Annotated in this window: 14 protein-coding genes; 1 reads left to right on the top strand and 13 read right to left on the bottom strand. The window is 36.8% G+C overall.

The window, feature by feature from the left end; translation table 11 throughout:
• Positions 1-71 precede the first annotated feature (71 nt).
• From HNR27_RS09440 to pcrB, 13 genes are all read right to left on the bottom strand, one after another.
• On the bottom strand, positions 72-983 hold the full coding sequence (locus tag HNR27_RS09440; protein WP_212921456.1) for a diacylglycerol kinase: 912 nt from the start codon (positions 981-983) through the stop codon (positions 72-74).
• A 314-nt stretch (positions 984-1,297) separates the two neighbouring features.
• Positions 1,298-3,310, bottom strand: a complete 2,013-nt coding sequence (locus tag HNR27_RS09435) for a methyl-accepting chemotaxis protein (RefSeq protein WP_244853602.1) — start codon at positions 3,308-3,310, stop codon at positions 1,298-1,300.
• 194 nt (positions 3,311-3,504) lie between these two features.
• Entirely contained in the window at positions 3,505-4,935 is a 1,431-nt protein-coding gene (gene gatB, locus HNR27_RS09430) for an Asp-tRNA(Asn)/Glu-tRNA(Gln) amidotransferase subunit GatB (protein ID WP_429339590.1), read from the bottom strand.
• On the bottom strand, positions 4,935-6,401 hold the full coding sequence (gene gatA / locus HNR27_RS09425) for an Asp-tRNA(Asn)/Glu-tRNA(Gln) amidotransferase subunit GatA (protein WP_212921459.1): 1,467 nt from the start codon (positions 6,399-6,401) through the stop codon (positions 4,935-4,937). Before gatA ends, gatB begins: the two co-directional genes overlap by 1 nt.
• A gap of 12 nt (positions 6,402-6,413) precedes the next feature.
• Positions 6,414-6,704, bottom strand: coding sequence for an Asp-tRNA(Asn)/Glu-tRNA(Gln) amidotransferase subunit GatC (gene gatC / locus HNR27_RS09420; RefSeq protein ID WP_212921460.1), 291 nt, complete (start codon positions 6,702-6,704; stop codon positions 6,414-6,416).
• Between the two features lie 173 nt (positions 6,705-6,877).
• A complete protein-coding gene (putP, locus tag HNR27_RS09415; RefSeq protein ID WP_429339589.1) occupies positions 6,878-8,416 on the bottom strand; it encodes a sodium/proline symporter PutP in 1,539 nt (512 codons plus the stop codon).
• Positions 8,417-8,740: 324 nt separating this feature from the next.
• Positions 8,741-8,893 (bottom strand): hypothetical protein, encoded by a 153-nt coding sequence (locus tag HNR27_RS09410; RefSeq protein WP_212921462.1) that lies wholly within the window; start codon positions 8,891-8,893, stop codon positions 8,741-8,743.
• A 13-nt stretch (positions 8,894-8,906) separates the two neighbouring features.
• A complete protein-coding gene (locus HNR27_RS09405; RefSeq protein WP_212921463.1) occupies positions 8,907-10,172 on the bottom strand; it encodes a helix-turn-helix domain-containing protein in 1,266 nt (421 codons plus the stop codon).
• Positions 10,173-10,466: 294 nt separating this feature from the next.
• On the bottom strand, positions 10,467-12,014 hold the full coding sequence (pruA, locus tag HNR27_RS09400) for an L-glutamate gamma-semialdehyde dehydrogenase (protein ID WP_212921464.1): 1,548 nt from the start codon (positions 12,012-12,014) through the stop codon (positions 10,467-10,469).
• A gap of 240 nt (positions 12,015-12,254) precedes the next feature.
• Positions 12,255-13,373 (bottom strand): CamS family sex pheromone protein, encoded by a 1,119-nt coding sequence (locus HNR27_RS09395; RefSeq protein WP_212921465.1) that lies wholly within the window; start codon positions 13,371-13,373, stop codon positions 12,255-12,257.
• An 11-nt stretch (positions 13,374-13,384) separates the two neighbouring features.
• A complete protein-coding gene (gene ligA, locus HNR27_RS09390; protein WP_212921466.1) occupies positions 13,385-15,391 on the bottom strand; it encodes an NAD-dependent DNA ligase LigA in 2,007 nt (668 codons plus the stop codon).
• Between the two features lie 13 nt (positions 15,392-15,404).
• Positions 15,405-17,681 (bottom strand): DNA helicase PcrA, encoded by a 2,277-nt coding sequence (pcrA, locus tag HNR27_RS09385; protein WP_212921467.1) that lies wholly within the window; start codon positions 17,679-17,681, stop codon positions 15,405-15,407.
• A 21-nt stretch (positions 17,682-17,702) separates the two neighbouring features.
• Positions 17,703-18,380: a heptaprenylglyceryl phosphate synthase gene (gene pcrB, locus HNR27_RS09380; protein WP_212921590.1), complete on the bottom strand. Its 678-nt coding sequence runs from the start codon at positions 18,378-18,380 to the stop codon at positions 17,703-17,705.
• A 425-nt stretch (positions 18,381-18,805) separates the two neighbouring features.
• On the opposite strand from pcrB, the gene HNR27_RS09375 reads away from it, so the two are divergent.
• Complete coding sequence (locus HNR27_RS09375) at positions 18,806-19,678, top strand: alpha-amylase family protein (protein WP_212921468.1); 873 nt, start codon at positions 18,806-18,808, stop codon at positions 19,676-19,678.
• The last annotated feature ends 2 nt before the right edge of the window (positions 19,679-19,680 follow it).

Here is a 19,680-nt window from a genome sequence, read left to right as displayed (position 1 = left end):
AACTTATTTACTGCTCTTTATCTTATCATACCTTTTGGAAAAAATTATATGATATGAAAGGAGACTACCGATTAATTAGTAGTCTCCCTATTTAAATAGGACTCAGGCACAAAAAACTCAATATGCTGCTGTAAATTGCGGAATTCTCCTGGCAAAAGTCCACCATATTCTCCGTCTATATTAAGCTGCATCTTGTCCTCTGGGGTTACGATAATATGCTTTGCTTTCGTATAGATAACATGCTTATCGTCTAAATGAGCTCCTCTTAAGGCTAAGGTGACGATACGAATAAACTCTGCTAGATTCGTTTTCCGTAATATTAATAAATCAAAATACCCATCATCCAAACAAGCATCCGGAGCTAATTTCTCGAATCCACCAACAGAATTTGTATTGGATATTAAAAATAACATAATATCTTCTTCTAGAACGGTTCCATCATACTCTATTTTGACATGAGCTGGCTTTAATGATGGTAGCATTTCAATTCCTTTTACATAATAGGCAAGCTGACCAAGCATCGTTTTTAGCTTACTTGGAACATCATAGGTTAGTTCCGTAAGCTTCCCACCGCCAGCAATATTAATAAAATAATGTTCATTTACTTTCCCTATATCTAGAAGCATCGAATGATCTTCTAAAATAACATCTACTGCCTTCTGAATATCCCGAGGAATCGTTAATGCCCTAGCAAAGTCATTCGTTGTTCCTACTGGAATGACTCCTAGTCTTGGCCGATAATCCTGCTCAGCTATGCCATTTATTACCTCATTGATCGTTCCATCTCCACCAGCAGCGATAACAACATCATATCTCCGCTCTACTGCTATTCGTGCAGCCTCGGTTGCATCGCCTTCACCAGTAGTAGCATGTGCCGATGTTTCATATCCAGCTTTTTCCAATTTTTCAAGTACTGCTGGTAATTCCTTTTTAAATGCCTCTCGGCCAGAAGTAGGATTATAAATTATACGGGCCCTTTTCATCTTACTTGTCCCCTCTCCAATGCTACATTATGCTAGAAACATATATAATAGTCTTTCTTTTAAATAAGTAGATAATTTTTCATGCATTATTATCATAGCCATATTTTTGGGTTTTGAAAAGCATTACGAAAAAAATTAACTTTAATTGCTTTTACTATCACTTTTTCTAGTATTTCTTAGAAAAGGTCTGTAAATTTATCCCCAGTATCCTTTTACCAGCTTTCTGAAAAACTATGAAAATAGAAAAAAAACAGGCTGTCGAGATTAATCGACAGCCTGTAGTGACGGTACACTACTTTTCAGTGTGCTTAATTTTATTTGTTTGTAAGCTTAAAGTTCTCAACTAATTGGTGCAGTTCTTCTGCAACCGTAGTTAATGAAGCAGCAGAACCTGCAATTTCTTCCATCGATGCAAGCTGTTGTTGTGTAGACGCTGAAACATTTTGTGTTTCGTCTGAAATTGTGTTCCCTATTAACGCTACCTCTTGGAATGTATTGTTAAATTGCTCTGTAGCCGAGGAAATTTCTTTTATTTCCGTAGTAATGCGCATAATCTGATTACTAATAGTGTCTACATAACCAGTTATATTTTTAAACGACAGACCGGCATTATTGGCAATATCTATTCCTTTTTCTACTTCTGCAGTTGCTGTTTCCATTGATTTAACTGTATTGATTGTTTCTGTTTGGATTGTTCCTATTACATCTTTTATTTGTTCAGCCGAGTGTGAAGATTGTTCAGCGAGCTTACGAACCTCATCTGCTACGACAGCAAAGCCTTTGCCGTGTTCTCCAGCTCTTGCTGCTTCTATCGCTGCATTTAATGCTAGTAAATTCGTTTGTTCAGAGATATCGGTAATAACATCAACAATATTACTAATTTGTTCAGATAGCTTACCGAGCCCTTCAATATTACTAGAAAGCTCATGAGTATTTTGCTTAATATATTCCATCTGCGTAATTGTTGTACCCAGAGCGTTGTTTCCTTCAGTTACTGCTGACTTTGCATTCGTAGCTGTACTAGAAACTTCATCAGAGCTTAATGCAATTTGATTTATCGACTCTGCCATTTCTTGTGCTAATTTAGAGCTTTGTGAAATACTACTATTTTGATTATCCATGCTCATTGCAACTTCTTGAACCGATGTAGAGATTTGTTCGGTTGCTGAAGTATTTTGATCTGTACTTGCATTTAATTCTTCCGCAGCTCCCGCTAGGCTTATCGATTTATCTCGAACCTGAAGAATAACTTGATTTAGGTTTTCACGCATCGTATTAAATGCCTGAGCCAATGTTCCTAATTCATCATTTCGTTTTAAGTCGATAGCAACACTTAGATCACCTTGACTCATCGTATTACTTGCATCCATCAATTCCTTGATTGGCTTTGAAATAGAACGAGTAATGAACACGATTAATATCCCACCAAGTAATAAAGATGCCACAATGACAATTAAAGTAGTATTCAGTATCGGTCTTACTCCTTGTTTGATTTCATCATCATACATCGTACCAACAATTTTCCAACCAGTTAATTCACTTGTATCAAATGCTGATTGCATTTGTTCGCCTTCTATTTGATAGCTGAGTTCCCCTTCGGTTGTCTTATATAGTTCTTCTAAAAATGATTCTGTTGCTTCTGTTCCTGCTTCATTAGTAGGATGGCTAATATATTTCTTTGTTCCGTCTAATAAGAACATATATCCCCCCTCACCAATAGTTACAGAGTTAATAATTTCAGTTAGGTTTCCTAATTCTAAATTCACCCCAACTACACCCTTATTATCTGCAGTCACCTTAGCAATTGTAACAACAATCTCACCAGAGGATGACGAAACATATGGATCCGTTACTACCACATTTCCTCTATCGGCAATTGCCTGCTCGTACCACGGGCGTTTTCTTGGATCATAATCTGGTGGATTCACAAAAGATGAAGGAGCATTCATAAATTCCCCTGTTTCTGTACCAACATAAATTTGTTCGTATACAGCATCTTTGGACTTCTGTATTTCGTCTAATATGTCCCTTGTTCTATCATCATGATCATCTTTTATATCGGTAGTATTAATTGTGTTAGCTAAATAATTAACAATATCCATCTGATTTAGAACAAATTGATCTACCGTTTGTCTCATGATACTGACATTCTTTTGTGCAGAATCTATCATACTTTTTTCCATATTTGAACTGGAGCTCTGATAAGAAATCGCTCCAATTGCGATAGTTGGAATTAATAAGACGATCAAGAAAGAAACGACAAGCCTATTTCTTAAACTTATTGATTTAGTCCTTTTTTTCTCTTTGTTTGTTTTACCCTTCAACACAACATTTCCTCCTAACATTATGTAAATATTTTCACAAAGTCTATATCGGACTAAACTCCTAATTTGTTTATCTTTTTTAAGATAATAAAACTACTATGAAAAATTCGATAATTACATCAACTTTTTATAAAAGAGAAGTTGTATAATAAAAAAGCCTGCAGAATGTGTATTCTGCAGGCTTTGATTTTTAATGGCTATCGTTTATCCATTTCCTCTATCAAAATCTTGTTAACCATTGGTGGGTTAGCTTGTCCTTTGGTTGCTTTCATTACTTGTCCTACAAGGAAACCAAGTGCACGGTCTTTACCATTTTTATAATCAATAATAGATTGTTCATTTTCATTTAAAATTCCTGTAATCACTTCACGTAATTGACCTTCATCTGAAATCTGAACTAGACCTTTTGCTTTAACGATTTCTTCTGGATCGCCACCCTTTTCAACTAATTCAGCAAAGACTTTCTTCGCTATCTTAGATGAAATAGTACCTTCCTCAATAAGTTTAATCATTTTTCCTAAACCTTCTGGAGTTAATGCAAGGTCATGAAGTTCTTTTAAATGCTTGTTCATGTATCCAGATACTTCACCCATTAACCAGTTAGATGCAAGCTTAATGTCAGCACCATTTTTGACGGTTTCTTCAAAGAAATCAGCCATTTCCTTTGAGCTTGTTAGGTTTGTTGCATCATACTCCGATAATCCCAATTCCTCGATATAGCGCTGTTTACGGGCATCCGGTAGTTCTGGAATTTCCTTACGAATTCTTTCCTTCCAGGCATCATCGATATAAAGCGGAACTAAGTCTGGTTCTGGGAAGTAACGGTAATCATCTGATCCTTCTTTAACACGCATCAGAATTGTTTCTTTTGTTTTCTCATCAAAACGACGTGTTTCCTGTAGGATTTCACCACCAGATAATAAAACTTTCTCTTGACGTTTTTCTTCAAACTCAAGACCCTTTTGAACAAAAGCAAAGGAGTTTAAGTTCTTTAATTCTGTTTTCGTTCCAAATTCCTTTTGTCCATATGGACGAAGAGAAATGTTCGCATCACAGCGAAGTGACCCTTCCTGCATTTTCACATCGGAAACACCAGTGTATTGAATAATTGTTTTTAACTTCTCTAAATAAGCATATGCCTCTTCAGGTGTACGCATATCTGGTTCAGATACGATTTCAATTAACGGTGTTCCTTGACGGTTAAAATCAACATAAGAATATCCATCTTCACCATGTGTTAATTTACCTGCATCCTCTTCTAGGTGAACTCTAGTAATACCGATTTTTTTCTTTTTACCGCCTACTTCAATTTCAATCCAGCCATGTTCGCCAATTGGTTGATCAAATTGTGAGATTTGATATGCCTTTGGATTGTCTGGGTAGAAGTAGTTTTTTCGGTCAAATTTCGTATCTGTTGCGATTTCGCAATTTAATGCCATAGCCGCCTTCATTGCAAAGTTTAAAGCTTCTTCGTTTAGAACTGGTAGTACACCTGGATATCCTAAGTCAATTGGGTTCACGTTTGTATTTGGTTCAGCACCAAAGGCATTTGGGCTTGGACTGAATATTTTTGACTTCGTTTTTAATTCCACGTGCACTTCAAGACCAATAATCGTTTCAAAATTCATTAGTTTGCACCTCCGATTTGAGGTCGTTTTGTATGATGATCAGTTGCCTGCTCAAATGCATGTGCTGCACGGTATACCGTAGCTTCATCAAAATGCTTTCCAATAATCTGTAATCCAATTGGTAGGCCATCTGGTGAGAAGCCACATGGAATGGAAATACCTGGAACTCCAGCAAGGTTAACTGGAATCGTTAAAATATCATTTGCATACATGGTTAATGGATCATCGATTTTTTCTCCTACCTTAAAAGCAGGAGTTGGTGTAGTTGGCCCAATTACCACATCATATGTTTCAAAAATTTTATCGAAATCATTTTTGATTAAGGTACGAACCTTCTGCGCTTTCTTATAGTAAGCATCATAATAACCTGAGCTTAATGCAAAGGTACCTAGCATAATACGACGCTTAACCTCTTCACCAAAGCCTTCACTACGAGACTTTTTAAACATATCAATCATATTCTCTGCTTTTTCTGAGCGAACTCCATACCGAACACCATCAAATCGTGCAAGATTTGCAGAAGCCTCAGATGAAGAAATTAAATAATATGCTGCCACAGCATATTTAGAATGAGGTAGAGAGACCTCTTCCCATGTTGCACCAAGTGATTCATAAACCCTTAGCGCCTCTAATACTGCCTCTTTCACCTCAGGATTTACACCCTCTGCCAAATATTCTTTCGGTACAGCAATCTTCAATCCTTTTACATCACCAGTTAAAGACTCAGTATACGTAGGAATATCAATATTAGCACTTGTGGCATCCATCTTGTCATGACCAGCAATAACTTCTAATACTCTTGCATTATCTTCTACTGTACGGGTTAACGGACCAATTTGATCAAGTGATGATGCAAATGCAACTAATCCAAAACGAGATACAAGACCATATGTAGGCTTTAATCCAACCACTCCACAAAATGCAGCTGGTTGACGAATAGAACCACCTGTATCAGAGCCAAGAGAAAATAACACTTCCCCTGCAGCTACTGCTGCTGCTGAGCCACCACTAGATCCTCCTGGAACATAATCCGTATTCCAAGGGTTACGTGTTGGTGTGAAGCTTGAGTTTTCATTAGAAGAACCCATCGCAAACTCATCCATATTTAATTTTCCAATGGTTATCGATTTCTCAGCATTCAATTTTTCAACAACAGTTGCATCATAAAGGGGATCATTAAAGTTTCGTAAGAACTGACTGGCACATGTTGTACGTAATCCCTTCGTTACGATATTATCTTTAATTCCAGCAGGGATACCGAATAATTTTGCTATAGTATCCTCAAGTGAATCCAATTCCTTCGCTTTCGAACGAGCATTTTCTTCATCTAATGTTAAGAATGCATGCACCTTATCGTCTACTTCTTTGATTCGTTTATAAGAAGTGTCCACAAGATCACTAACGGTAATCTCTTTATTATGTAATTTCGCTTCTAATTCTTTTATACTATGATCAAACAATGACATTGTGTTCCCTCCTTATTCCAGAATTGATGGTACTCGGAATTGTCCATCCTTGTGATCAGGAGCATTTTTTAATGCCTCTTCTCGTGTAATCCAATGTCTAGGCTCGTCCTTACGCATCACATTTTTAAGGTCTAATACGTGAGTTGTAGGCTCAATCCCATCTGTATCGATTTCGTTTAATTGCTCTGCAAACGAAATAATCGCACTTAGATGGTCTGTAAACATTTCAGCTTCTTCTTCTGTTATTTCAAGGCGAGCAAGATTCGCAACATGCTTCACTTGTTCCTTTGTAATACTAGCCATTTTTTTGCACCTCCACCAATATATTGTATACTATCCAATTGATATAAAAAATCATCTACAATACTATTGATAATAGCAGAATTCCCTAGGCTTAGGCAAATTTTAGGGGAATACGTACATACGAAAAGAGGACACTTCTAGTACCGAAGTGTCCAGCCTGTTTGTAACTCATTTCATTTTGATTGTGCTCTTGCCTGATCAAATTCTGTCTTCATTTCAATTGTTGGTCTACCTAGTAAACTGACGAATACCGTAAATAATAGGTTTAGGATAAAGCCTGGGACAATTTCATATAAATCAAATATTCCACCCTTTAAGAAACCTCCCCATATTACTACGGTTAACGCACCTGCAATGATACCTGCTAATGCACCATTTCTTGTGATGCCTTTCCAAAACAATGACAACAAAATAGTCGGCCCAAATGCTGCACCAAAGCCAGCCCACGCATAGCCAACAAGTTCGAGAACAGAGCTTTCTGGATTCAATGCTATGATAGTCGCTATTAGTGCGATAACTACGGTTGCTATTCTACCTACCCAAACTAGTTCTTTATCAGATGCCTTTCTTCTAAAGATAGCTTTATAAAAATCCTCTGCAACAGCTGATGAAGATACTAGTAATTGAGAATCAATGGTGCTCATAATAGCAGACAAAATAGCTGCAAGTAGGATTCCTGCTATAACTGGGTGGAATAAAATTTGCGAGAAGGCGATAAAGATTGTTTCTTCATTATCCAATACTTGAATACCACCTTGTTCGATAACCTTAATACCGATATCACTTAATACACCTACATCCTGTGTACTGATAAATGCAATCCCTGCAAACCCAGTAAAAATTGCACCATATAGTCCTAGAATCATCCACGTTGTACCAATAACTTTTGCTTTTGGTACATCTTTATGGGACCGTAATGCCATAAAACGCACTAAAATATGTGGCTGGCCGAAATACCCAAGCCCCCAAGCTGCACCAGAAATGATAGCTATCCCACCAGCAAATGTGCCAAATCCTGCCATAATATCTAAAGCTGACGGATTTAACTTTCCTACCGCTTGAATAGTCGCATCCCAGCCACCGACATGGTTAATTGCCACAATTGGGACAACAATTAATGCAAACAGCATTAACAGCCCCTGGAAGAAGTCCGTCCAAACAACAGCCAAAAAGCCCCCTAAGAAAGTATATGAGACCACAACAAGTGCACCAATCCATAGTGCCAAATGATAGGGTAATCCAAAAGATGCCTCGAACAATGTTGCTCCAGCAACCATGCCAGAGGATGTGTAAAAGGTAAAAAACAAAAGGATGACTAGTGCAGAGCTAACACGAAGAATATGTGTATTATCTTTAAAACGATTTTCCAAAAAGTCCGGAATTGTAATCGAATTATTGGAAACCTCTGTATATACTCGAAGTCTTTTCGCGACAAATTGCCAGTTTAAATAAGCACCAACAGCAAGACCAATGGCCATCCACCCACCATAGGCACCACCAAAGCCAGAAACATAAATAGCTCCCGGCAGACCTAAAAGCAGCCAGCCACTCATATCTGAGGCCCCTGCACTAAGCGCCGCTAGGCTTGGACTTAAGGAGCGCCCACCTAATACATAGTCTGATAGATTATTGGTTCGATAATACATGATAATACCAATAATCAGCATTCCAATTAAATATACAATAAAGGTTATTAAAATCGTGATATCCACTTATTTCCTCCCCCTATTAGCTGTTATTAACGAATAGATAGATAAAATAATCAACAGTGGCATAGGGACAAACATCCAAAACCATGTTGCACCTGTTAATGCATACTCCTCCAATGCAATACCCTCCTCATTTTGTTTTTTCCTTCCTTATGAAAAGTGTATGCGAGTGGTCTTTTGCTTTACTACTATTTTTAGTGCAAAACCTCTTTTAAATAAAAAAAGACCTGAAATAGCTTCTAGACTACTTCAGGTAAAAATCTATCATATAGTAATAGGGTAAAAACAAAGATTACTGACAAGCTTAAAAAATTGATTGCTTAGAAATTAAAGGTTAACGCTAAAAGATGTTGCCTTTTGGAAAATAGGTGGATGTGCTTCGCCACCATGAACTAAATCGCTTTGCTGATTCTCTTGTAAGAACAAGAATCCTCCCATTAAAATCACTCCTAATGCTACTGATGCAATCATTTTTTTCATGAACTATCCTCCTTTACAAATTAACTACTTCCTCAAATGTGAGGTTAGCTAGTTTATAGTATTTTACAGAGTCCTTATACCTTCCAACATCTTCAAAATGCTTTGCTAACATTTTTGAAAATAGAATTAAATTAGCATGGTCCTTATGTTTTTTGAGATAAGGGATAAGATCCTCTGTTACTAACGTTGTAAATTTCTCATAGTCACCATTTATTGCATGAATATAAGAGTGAATAATATAGTAATATAAATCGTAGAACACACTATTTCTAGCCTGACTTAGGATGACTTTTGCTTGTTCAATTATCTCTAATGCTTTATCAAAGTTTTGTAGCTTATAATATTCCTTAATAAGGTTTGTAATTGCTATTAATCTTTCATTTATGCCGACTGAATCATCGTCTATTGCTTGAAGATAGTATTTAATTGCTTGCTTTGATTCACCCATAACAGCATATAAATAACCTAAGTTTTGATTTGTTAGCTGAATTACATTATTATTCTTGTTCAATTCACCTAAATGTCTTGCAAGATTATAATGTTTAATTGCTTTTTGATACATTTTAATTCTCCGATAAGAAATACCTAAAATAATATGGCATTGTGCACAGCGGAGAAAATTATATTCTTTTTGAAATATCTCAATCGCTTTATCCGCATATTCGATGGCTTCTAATGTATGTAATAACGTACTGTGTGTGACAGAGATTACATAATATAAATCAGCAATTTCACTGTCTGGTAAATTTAAATAGCTTATCTTTCCCTCTGCTAAATTATACATTCTCAATGATTGATTGTACTCATTGCTAGTGGTAGCATAATTCCCTTTAAATTTGTACCAGTAGTACATTTGTAAGTTATCAAAGTTACCAGAAAGTTCATTTAGGCTGTTAATCTGTTCTAATGCATTATCAAATTCTCCTAAGATTAAAAAATACCGAATCTTATGAATTTCAAATAACATAAGACTATCAGATCGAACAACAGCAAGTAACTCATTTAATTCATTATACTTATCAATCATTTCATTTTTATCACTAGCATCGAAAAGCATATTAAACCACTCTTCACATTTCTCTTTAATGGTTATCGTTTGATCTCCATCAAGATCAATGCCAAGGCGTGTACAAAGCATACTAACGACTTCTGGGCTTGCCTCTGCTCGGAGGTTTTCTATCTTTGACAAATAGGACATAGAAACAATTCCTTCTGCTAGTTCTTCCTGTGTCATACCTTTTTTGACACGTTGCAATTTGATAAAGGAGCCTATTTCCATGTTACTTTCCTCCTAATTTTTGTCTCTATTTCTATTTGTTATCTATATAATAACATAATTCAAACTAATTGATATTGGGAAAGTTGGGGGTAAAAAGTACTAATAAAGCCCAAAAAACTTTCCTACTTTCCTAAAATGAGGAAAGTAGGAAAGTTTTTAGACAAAAAGATAAAAATTCATGTCGAAAAGTGTAAAAAATAGTCGAAAATCTAAATCATTTTACTTTTTATTTCCTAACTTTCTTGAAGGCGTAAAAAGACCTCTTTCGATTAAAATTGAAAGAGGTCTTTTTGATTATAGCATTTCGGAAGTTGTTTTACCTTGCATATGCTGAATCAAATAGTCAGGTCCTCCAGCTTTTGAATCTGTTCCTGACATATTGAAGCCACCAAATGGTTGGTAACCAACAATAGCAGCGGTACATCCACGGTTGAAGTACAGATTACCAACATGGAAGTCTCTACGTGCTTGTTCTAAGTGCTCACGATTATTCGTAATAACGGCACCAGTTAATCCATATTCTGTATTATTAGCAATTTCAATTGCTTCATCAAAATCTTTTGCCTTTGCTAATGCAACAACAGGACCGAAGATTTCTTCTTGCATTATACGTGCATTCGGATCTAGGTCAGCAAATACAGTTGGATTTACAAACCATCCTTTTGAGTCATCACCTGTGCCACCAACTAGTAACTGACCTTCTTCTTTTCCGATCTCGATATATTCCATAATTTTATCATACGATGCTTGGTCAATAACTGGACCCATATAATAATTTTCTGTAGGGTTTCCAACCATTAGCTCTTTTGTTAACTCAACAATACGTTCCTTTACCTGATCATAAACCTCTTCATGAATAACGGCACGTGAACAAGCAGAACATTTTTGTCCAGAAAAACCAAATGCAGATTGTACAATAGATTGAGCTGCCAATTCTAAATCTGCTTGATTATCTACCACAATAGTATCTTTTCCGCCCATTTCCAGGATAGTACGTTTTAACCACTTTTGACCTGGATGAACTTTAGCTGCACGTTCAAAAATTCGTAATCCTACCTCACGAGATCCAGTGAAGCTTATGAAACGAGTGCGTGGATGATCAACTAAGAAGTCACCAACTTCACCACCAGGACCAGGAATATAGTTAATCACTCCAGCAGGTAGACCAGCTTCCTCTAGAACCTCCATGAACTTATAAGCGATAACAGGTGTTACACTTGCAGGCTTCAATAATACGGTATTACCAGTCACCATAGCTGCAACTGCTGTTCCTGCCATAATTGCAAATGAAAAATTCCAAGGGGAAATAACTAGTCCTACTCCTAATGGAATATAATCAAAGCGGTTAATTTCAATCGGACGACTATTTACTGGTATACCATCTTTAAGTTGAAGCATTTGTCGTCCATAAAATTCCATGAAGTCAATTGCTTCTGCAGTTTCTCCGTCTGCTTCCTTCCAAGGCTTACCTGCTTCTTTTACAAGCAGTGCAGAGAATTCATGCTTACGACGGCGAACAATAGCAGCGGCACGGAACAAAATATCTGCGCGAAACTTTGGATCAGACGTTCTCCAGTAAGACTTAAATGTTTCATCTGCTACTTTCATTGCTTTTTCAGCAAGTTCTTTATTAGATTTTGATACATAACCGATAACTTCCTCTTTGTTACTAGGATTAACGGAAGTAATTTTATCCTCAGTGGTAATTCTTTCACCACCTATAATAAGTGGGTATTCTTTACCAAGGTCTGCTTCAACCTTTTTGATAGCATCTAGCATTAATAGTTTATTTTCTTCCACTGTATAATCAGTAAAAGGTTCATGCTTGTAAGGTATTACCATGTTTAAAACCTCCCAATAATAGAATCCGATTTTTCCAATGCTCGCTCCGTTCTCGAATATAAAATAAAACTACCATTCATTGATTCATGTTATGAATCTACATGTCTGCTTACACTTGAATCAAAAGCCTTCATTGTGCTTATGTCCATACATGTATTGTGAATGTCAAAAAAACGGAGTGGAAAAATATCCACTCCTATTCTAACGCAAACTCTACTACTCTTCAAACAATCTATACATCTAATGGAATATATGGACAGTAGGATCTTCCTTTCCAGCCTCCCGATAAATATATCCTTCCAGCCTTTGACTAGAGCTAATTTTAATTTCTATATCATATTTATTAGGAAATTTATCCTTTACTAATCCATACGTGTACTGTGCAAAGCCAATTATCTCTGCCTTTCCATTAAACTCAATAGGAACCTCTATTTCTAGCTTTTGCAGCTCATCATTGACATAAAAGCCCTTTCCAATGTATCCCACATAATTAGGGAAAAAATCTGAGATTTCAACACCAAATGTATTTACGATTTGTGCATCATCAAAGTGTTTATCTTCTGCTTCATTTGATGGAAATAGAATATAATCTTCCTTTATTGCATCCCATCCGTCTATACTCATATCATTTTCTTCCACATAAGTTTTTGCCACAAAGTTACCAGGAACAGCAGATCCACTTTTTTCTTCTCTGTATAGAGCAATCATGATAGGAACCTTTTCTAAACCTTCAACCTTTCGCAAACGCTCCAATACAGCCTGTGCTATTTCTTCACCCTTCGCAAGCATCTTTTTTTCTGAGATATCCTCATAATAATATGGGCCACCAACCTCTGTTTGAAAACGATATTGTGATTTTAGAGCAATTCCTATGGAAGCACCAACAAGCTCTACCGTATTATTTTCCGTTCTTCTTAGATAATTCTGCTCCAAAATATGGGATAAATAACGAGGGTTTTTTCGATAGGTCTCCTCACTCGAACCTTTTTCAACAATGGGATTGAGGTCATCAATCCAGCTAAATACTGTATCTGAATCCAAATATTGGCCCTCTTCAAAGTAATATTTGTTAGGATCAAAATATTCCTTTGAATGTCTCATCAAGCCCTCTTCTAGCTCATCAATATCTAATCGGTTACCCGCCATTTGATTTGTAATAACCCCTCTTGCTCCACTTGTACGATATGGCAAGATAACACGATAATCCTCATCAGACAATTTATAGGTTGGAACAATCGATGTCTGACCAGTCTTTTCTTCTTCCTTTTGAACGACATCGTCCTTTTTATCATTTATCTTAGGTCCACAGCTCGCTAAAAAGAGAAGCAAACTTAGAAGTATAATAGTTAGTTTTTTCACGCTACCCCTCCTTAGCCTTCCAGCATTTGTAAAAATTGTTCTTCATCCCAGATTGTAATTCCAAGCTCAACTGCTTTATCATATTTAGAACCAGCATCTTCTCCAGCTATAACGATATCTGTTTTCTTACTTACACTTCCAGTAACCTTTCCACCTAACGCCTCAATTCGTTCCTTTGCTTCTGGGCGAGGCATTTTCTCCATTTTACCCGTTAATACGACAGTCTTTCCAGCAAATGGACTAGAGCCACCTTCAACTTCGACACGTTTTGGTCCTTTATACGCCATATTTAATTGGAGTTCCTTTAATTCAGCAATTAAATCAGCGACTTCCTCTTCAGAAAAATATTGCACTACTGAATCTGCCATCTTGTCGCCAATCTCATCTACAGCAATCAACTCATCAAAGGTTGCCTGTTGTAATCGGTCCATTGTTTCAAATTCTGCGGCAATTGTTTTAGCAGCCTTTGCTCCAATAAATCGAATTCCTAAACCAAACAGTAATCGCTCCAACGAATTTTCTTTTGAAGCTTCAATTGCTTGGAGTAAATTATCAACTGATTTTTCTCCCATACGCTCTAGCTTTAGTAATTCATCCCGTTCTAGACGATAAATATCTGCTATCGTATGAATCAAGCCTTCCTGAAAAAGCTGATGAATAACCTTTTCACCGAGTCCATCTATGTTCATGGCATTTCTAGAAACAAAGTGGATTAATCCTTCCTTTAGCTGTGCTGGACAGCTTGGATTAATACAGCGTAGTGCTACTTCTTCCCCCAAACGCACTAATTCACTTCCACATGCAGGACATTCTTTTGGCATAGAGAACGGCTGTTCTTCACCGTTTCTATTTTCTGGAATAGCCCGAACGACCTCTGGAATGATATCTCCTGCTTTCTTTATAACGACAGTATCACCGATTCGAATATCTTTTGCACGAATGAGATCCTCATTGTGTAAGGAAGCACGTTGCACTGTAGTACCTGCTACTCGAACTGGATCTAATATTGCAGTTGGCGTAATGACTCCAGTACGTCCTACACTTAACTCAATATCTCTTAATTTGGTAACAACCTCTTCAGCAGGAAACTTATAGGCAATAGCCCAGCGTGGACTTTTAACAGTAAAACCTAATTCTTCCTGAACGGCTAAATCATCAACCTTGATCACAATACCATCAATTTCATAGGAAAGATTTGGCCGCTCTTTTGTCCAAAATTCCACATATTCAAGTATTTCTTCTATCGAATGACACTTTTTCCATTCAGGATTTATTTTGAACCCAAGTTCCTTTAATTGCTTTAGTCGTTCACTATGGGAGGATACTGGGTCTGCTTCCCATTCACCTATTGCATACAAGAATACATCTAGATTACGAGATGCGGCGATTTTCGGATCCAGTTGTCTTAAGGAACCCGCCGCTGCATTTCTTGGGTTAGCAAAAAGCTCTTCCCCATTTTCCTCACGCTGCTTATTTAACGCAATAAACGATTGATGTGGCATATAGCATTCCCCACGAACCTCAATCCTTCGCTTCTCTTTGATAGAAAGTGGGATACTTTTAATAGTACGTAAATTGCTAGTGATATCTTCCCCAGTCGTTCCGTCTCCACGTGTCGCACCACGGACAAATTTCCCATCCTCATAAATAAGCGAAATAGCTAGCCCATCAATCTTTAATTCACATACATAGGATAAATCTTTATTGGTTCCTTGGCTTGCTCGACGTGCAAAATCACGAAGATCCTGCTCATCGAATGCATTACCTAAGCTCAGCATAGGTATTGTATGCTGTACCTTTGTAAATCCCTCAAGAGGAGCTCCTCCTACTCGTTGTGTAGGAGAATCTGCCGTGATAAGCTCAGGAAATTCCTCTTCCAGCTTAAGAAGTTCATGTAGCTTCTGGTCATATTCCGAATCTGGAACTGTCGGATTATCCAAAACGTAGTACTCATATGCATATTGATTTAACATTTCCTTTAAGGAATCAATTTTTTCTTGTGCTTGGGCTTTATCCATGCGACAAGACCTCCTACTGTTTCGTAATTGGGGCAAATTTAGCTAGGAGACGCTTAATTCCAGTTGGTGCTGGAAAGGCTACATCTAGCTCCATCTTATCTCCTTCACCCTGAACCTTAACCACTGTACCGATGCCCCATTTTTTATGCTCGGCTTTATCTCCAGGCTTCCAGGTCTCATTTTCAGCACCAGTTGTCGTTTGAAGTCGTTCTGCTCGGCGTCTTAGTTGTGGTTGTTCCGAAGGTTTGTTAATTTTAGAATCGCCACCAAATGGACTTCTAGAATGGCTACCAAAGCGATTTTCAAAAGATGGTGATGTACCAAACATCGATTCGCGAGCCTGCTCTATTCCTTCAATTAATTCTTCTGGTATCTCATTAATAAATCGACTGATTGGATTCATATTTGTGCGGCCATATAGTGTTCGCATCTTCGCATTTGTTAGGTAAAGCTGCTTCTCAGCTCTAGTAATCCCTACATATGCTAAACGTCTCTCTTCTTCCATTTCCTCATCATCAAACATTGCACGACTATGTGGGAATACGTTCTCTTCCATTCCGATTAGAAAAACAATCGGAAATTCAAGACCTTTTGCTGAATGCAGTGTCATTAACGTTACTTTATCCTGTGAATCTGGATCTTCCTCATCTACCCGATCAATATCAGCAATTAATGCTAGTTCTGTTAAAAAGGTTATCAATGATTTATCTTCACTTGTTTCTTCAAAGTTCTTTGTAACGGTCATAAATTCCTCTAGGTTTTCCAAGCGACTTTGTGCTTCAATGGAGCGTTCATTTTTCAACATTTCTTCATAGCCAGATCGTTCTAGAACTTGTTCAACCATATCTGTTGCAGTTAGGAATTCCTGCTGCTGATTCAATGTTTTAATGAGGTTACCAAATTCAGCTAGAGCAATTGCTGCCTTTTTAGATACCCCTGTAAAATCGACTTCTTCAACCGCTTGATAAAATGACAATCCGTTTTCAGTGGCATAATTTCTCAATTTTTCAATAGATGTTTTTCCTATCCCACGCTTTGGCTCATTTACGACACGTTCAAAGCTTAAATCATCGTCCGGATTCGTGATTAATCGTAAATATGCTACCATATCTTTAATTTCTTTTCGATCGTAGAATCGCATTCCCCCAACCATTTGGTAGGAAAGTCCTGATTTCATAAAAATATCCTCGACCGCTCGTGACTGTGCATTGGTGCGATAAAGAATGGCAATATCACTAGGAGAAACGCCTTCTTTACGAACTAACTCTTGTATTTTATCTGTAATGTATAAGGCTTCATCCTGCTCAGTCACACCTTGATAGTACATTAGCTTTTTGCCATCAGGATTCTCAGTCCATAGGTTTTTAGGCTTGCGTCCAGGATTATTAGCAATAACCGTATTAGCTGCTTCCAAGATTGATTTGGTGGATCGATAATTTTGTTCTAGAAACACTGTCTTTGCTGTTGGATAATCCTTTTCAAATGAGAGGATATTCGAAATATCTGCTCCTCGCCAACGATAAATGGACTGATCCGAATCTCCAACTACACATAAATTTTGAAAACGATTGGCTAATTGCTTTACTAAAATATATTGTGCATGGTTGGTATCCTGATACTCATCGACATGGATATATTGAAATCTGCGTTGATAATACTCTAGCACTTCTGGAACACGCTTGAACAAATGGATTGTTTGCATAATTAAATCATCAAAATCTAGTGATTGGTTTTTTCGAAGAATTTTCTCATACCCTTCATATACCCTAGCAACCTGGCGATCATAAAAGTTAGCGGCATTATTAGCGTATTCCTCTGCAGTGACAAGTTCATTCTTTGCACTACTAATTTGACCTTGCATCGCACGAGGGTCGAATTGTTTTGTATCAATATTTAATTCCTTCAACACCTGTTTTACCACAGATAGTTGGTCACCACTGTCTAAAATAGTAAAGCTCCGGCTATAACCAATACGATCAATGTCTCTCCTTAATATACGGACACACATAGAGTGGAAGGTTGAAACCCACATATCCACACCCTCTGGTCCAACAAGTTTACTGACACGCTCCTTCATTTCACGTGCGGCTTTATTCGTAAACGTTATTGCCAGGATATTTCGTGGCGAAACCCCTTTTTCCTCCATTAAGTACGCGATTCTGTGTGTTAGCACACGAGTCTTACCACTACCAGCGCCGGCCATAATTAATAATGGTCCTTCTGTATGTTTAACAGCTTCCTGTTGCTGCTTATTCAATCCTTGAATTAAGTCATCGATTGTTCGACTCATGTCAAAACACCTTCCTAAACATCAATTATCTTTTACTGCTTGTACGGTCTTCAATGCTTCTTTTATATTTGTGTAAATACAATTGCCAACAACAATGACATCTGCATATTCTTTCATTTCTTTTGCCTGTATAGCAGTCTCAATACCACCACCATAAAACAGCTGTGTGTTCTTAAGTTCAGACTTAACCTTCCTTACTAACTCAGGATTACCATATTTCCCGCTATACTCCATATAAAAAATTGGTAGATGAAAAATATTCTCCACCATGTAAGCATACGCTACAATATCTTCTTCACTAGGAAGCTTGCAATTAGTCTGTTGGAATGCCTTTGCTTCTTCATTCAAGATACAGTAACCCTCTACATATATTTCATCCCAGTTCATAATATCCTTATATTCCTTTATTGCTTCATGCTGTATGTCCATCATCCATTTTTTTTCATGACTATTTAGCACCATCGGAATATAGTAATAGTCAAATCCTGGAGTGATGGCCTCCATAGATGATATTTCTAATACTACAGGCACTGTATAACGACGAATACTGGAAAGTAAATCCAAGACACCATCAAGTGTTACATTATCTGTACCACCAACAATAATGGCATCCGTTCCAGATTCACATACTAATTCTAAATCTTCATCCGAAATTTCCTTAGCCGGATCTAGCTTAAAAACATGCTTCCATTCTTTCATATTCGTATACAAAGATTTAATCCCCCATCATTCATATTCCATTAATTCATTATAGCAAAAATAACGGGAACGATTTAGTAATTTGGAGGTAAATTTCATGAACTGGAGTAATGAAAAAGTAGTATACCGTATAAATTCGATAAAATAATCGAATTTATTACACATTCTATTATATAATCAAATTTATCTATAGTATTACAGTATAGTTGAACCTTTAGTAATTACTATACTTTCATCAAATATACTTGTGATATAATAAAAGTAAAATTTATGATAAATGACACACCTTACTTGTATCATTTACCGATTATATTACGTATAGACTCATTATATATTCGACTTTTAAGATTTCACTTAGTAATTAGTTACTTTAACCGATAGAATGTTTATATTCTCCTGTCGGCGAGAAAAGGAGGAGAAGCATAGTGAATAAACAAATTTCTATTTTTATAATGGATGTAAGTGGTAGCTCAAATGATCCCAAATTTGGAGAAGAACTAGAAACATATTTACAAGATCTTACTAGTTGGGTCCAAAGTTGGTCAAAGAATATTTTGAACCTGAAGATTACAACACGCATGGGGGATGAAGTCATGCTTATGAGCGAAAACTATGCTGCTGCTTATATGATTGCCTCCTACATCAGTCGTATATGGAAGTTCAAGAATCACAAACCATACTTCGGTTTAAGCTTCGGAAATATTAACAAAGACATAGAGGATATCAATTTAGATACTTGGATTCACCCTCTCGTGAAACAAGCTAGAATTGCTAATAATGAAATAAAAAAAATAAAGGATAATCGACCTTTATTCCGATTTAAATTAGACAATAACGTTAGTAATACTACGTTAATGAACTTACTGAAAACAGAGCCTAGCGGTAATTTATTTTCTGTGTTCGAAACATTAATTAATACCCTAATTGAAACACAAAACCTGTACTTTATTAGGCAAACAAAATTACAGGAATTGATTACGACCCTCCAATTAATTTTAGAGAAGCAGAGAGATATTGCCAGACTATTGAAAAAGTCCCCTTCAACCATTTCAAGCCATTTAAACAAAGCGGATGGATTTGAAGTAATCAAGTCATTCCAAAGAACAATTGAAGCACTTACATCTTTTCAAGTAACTACATTACGATTAGAGAGTATTACTTCTAGTCAGGCGGATTCAGAGATTGAATACGTATTAAAGCAACACAATCCTTACAAGACTATAGAGCAGCTAGATAAACAAATAAAAGCGCATATTAAAAAAAATATCCATAACTTCTTTGACCTGACAATTAGTTGAAT

It is taken from the genome of Ornithinibacillus bavariensis (assembly GCF_050433565.1).
GTDB lineage: Bacteria > Bacillota > Bacilli > Bacillales > Amphibacillaceae > Ornithinibacillus > Ornithinibacillus bavariensis.
The sequence above is the reverse complement of the archived record's forward strand: the minus strand, read 5'-3'. Positions and strand labels throughout refer to the sequence as shown.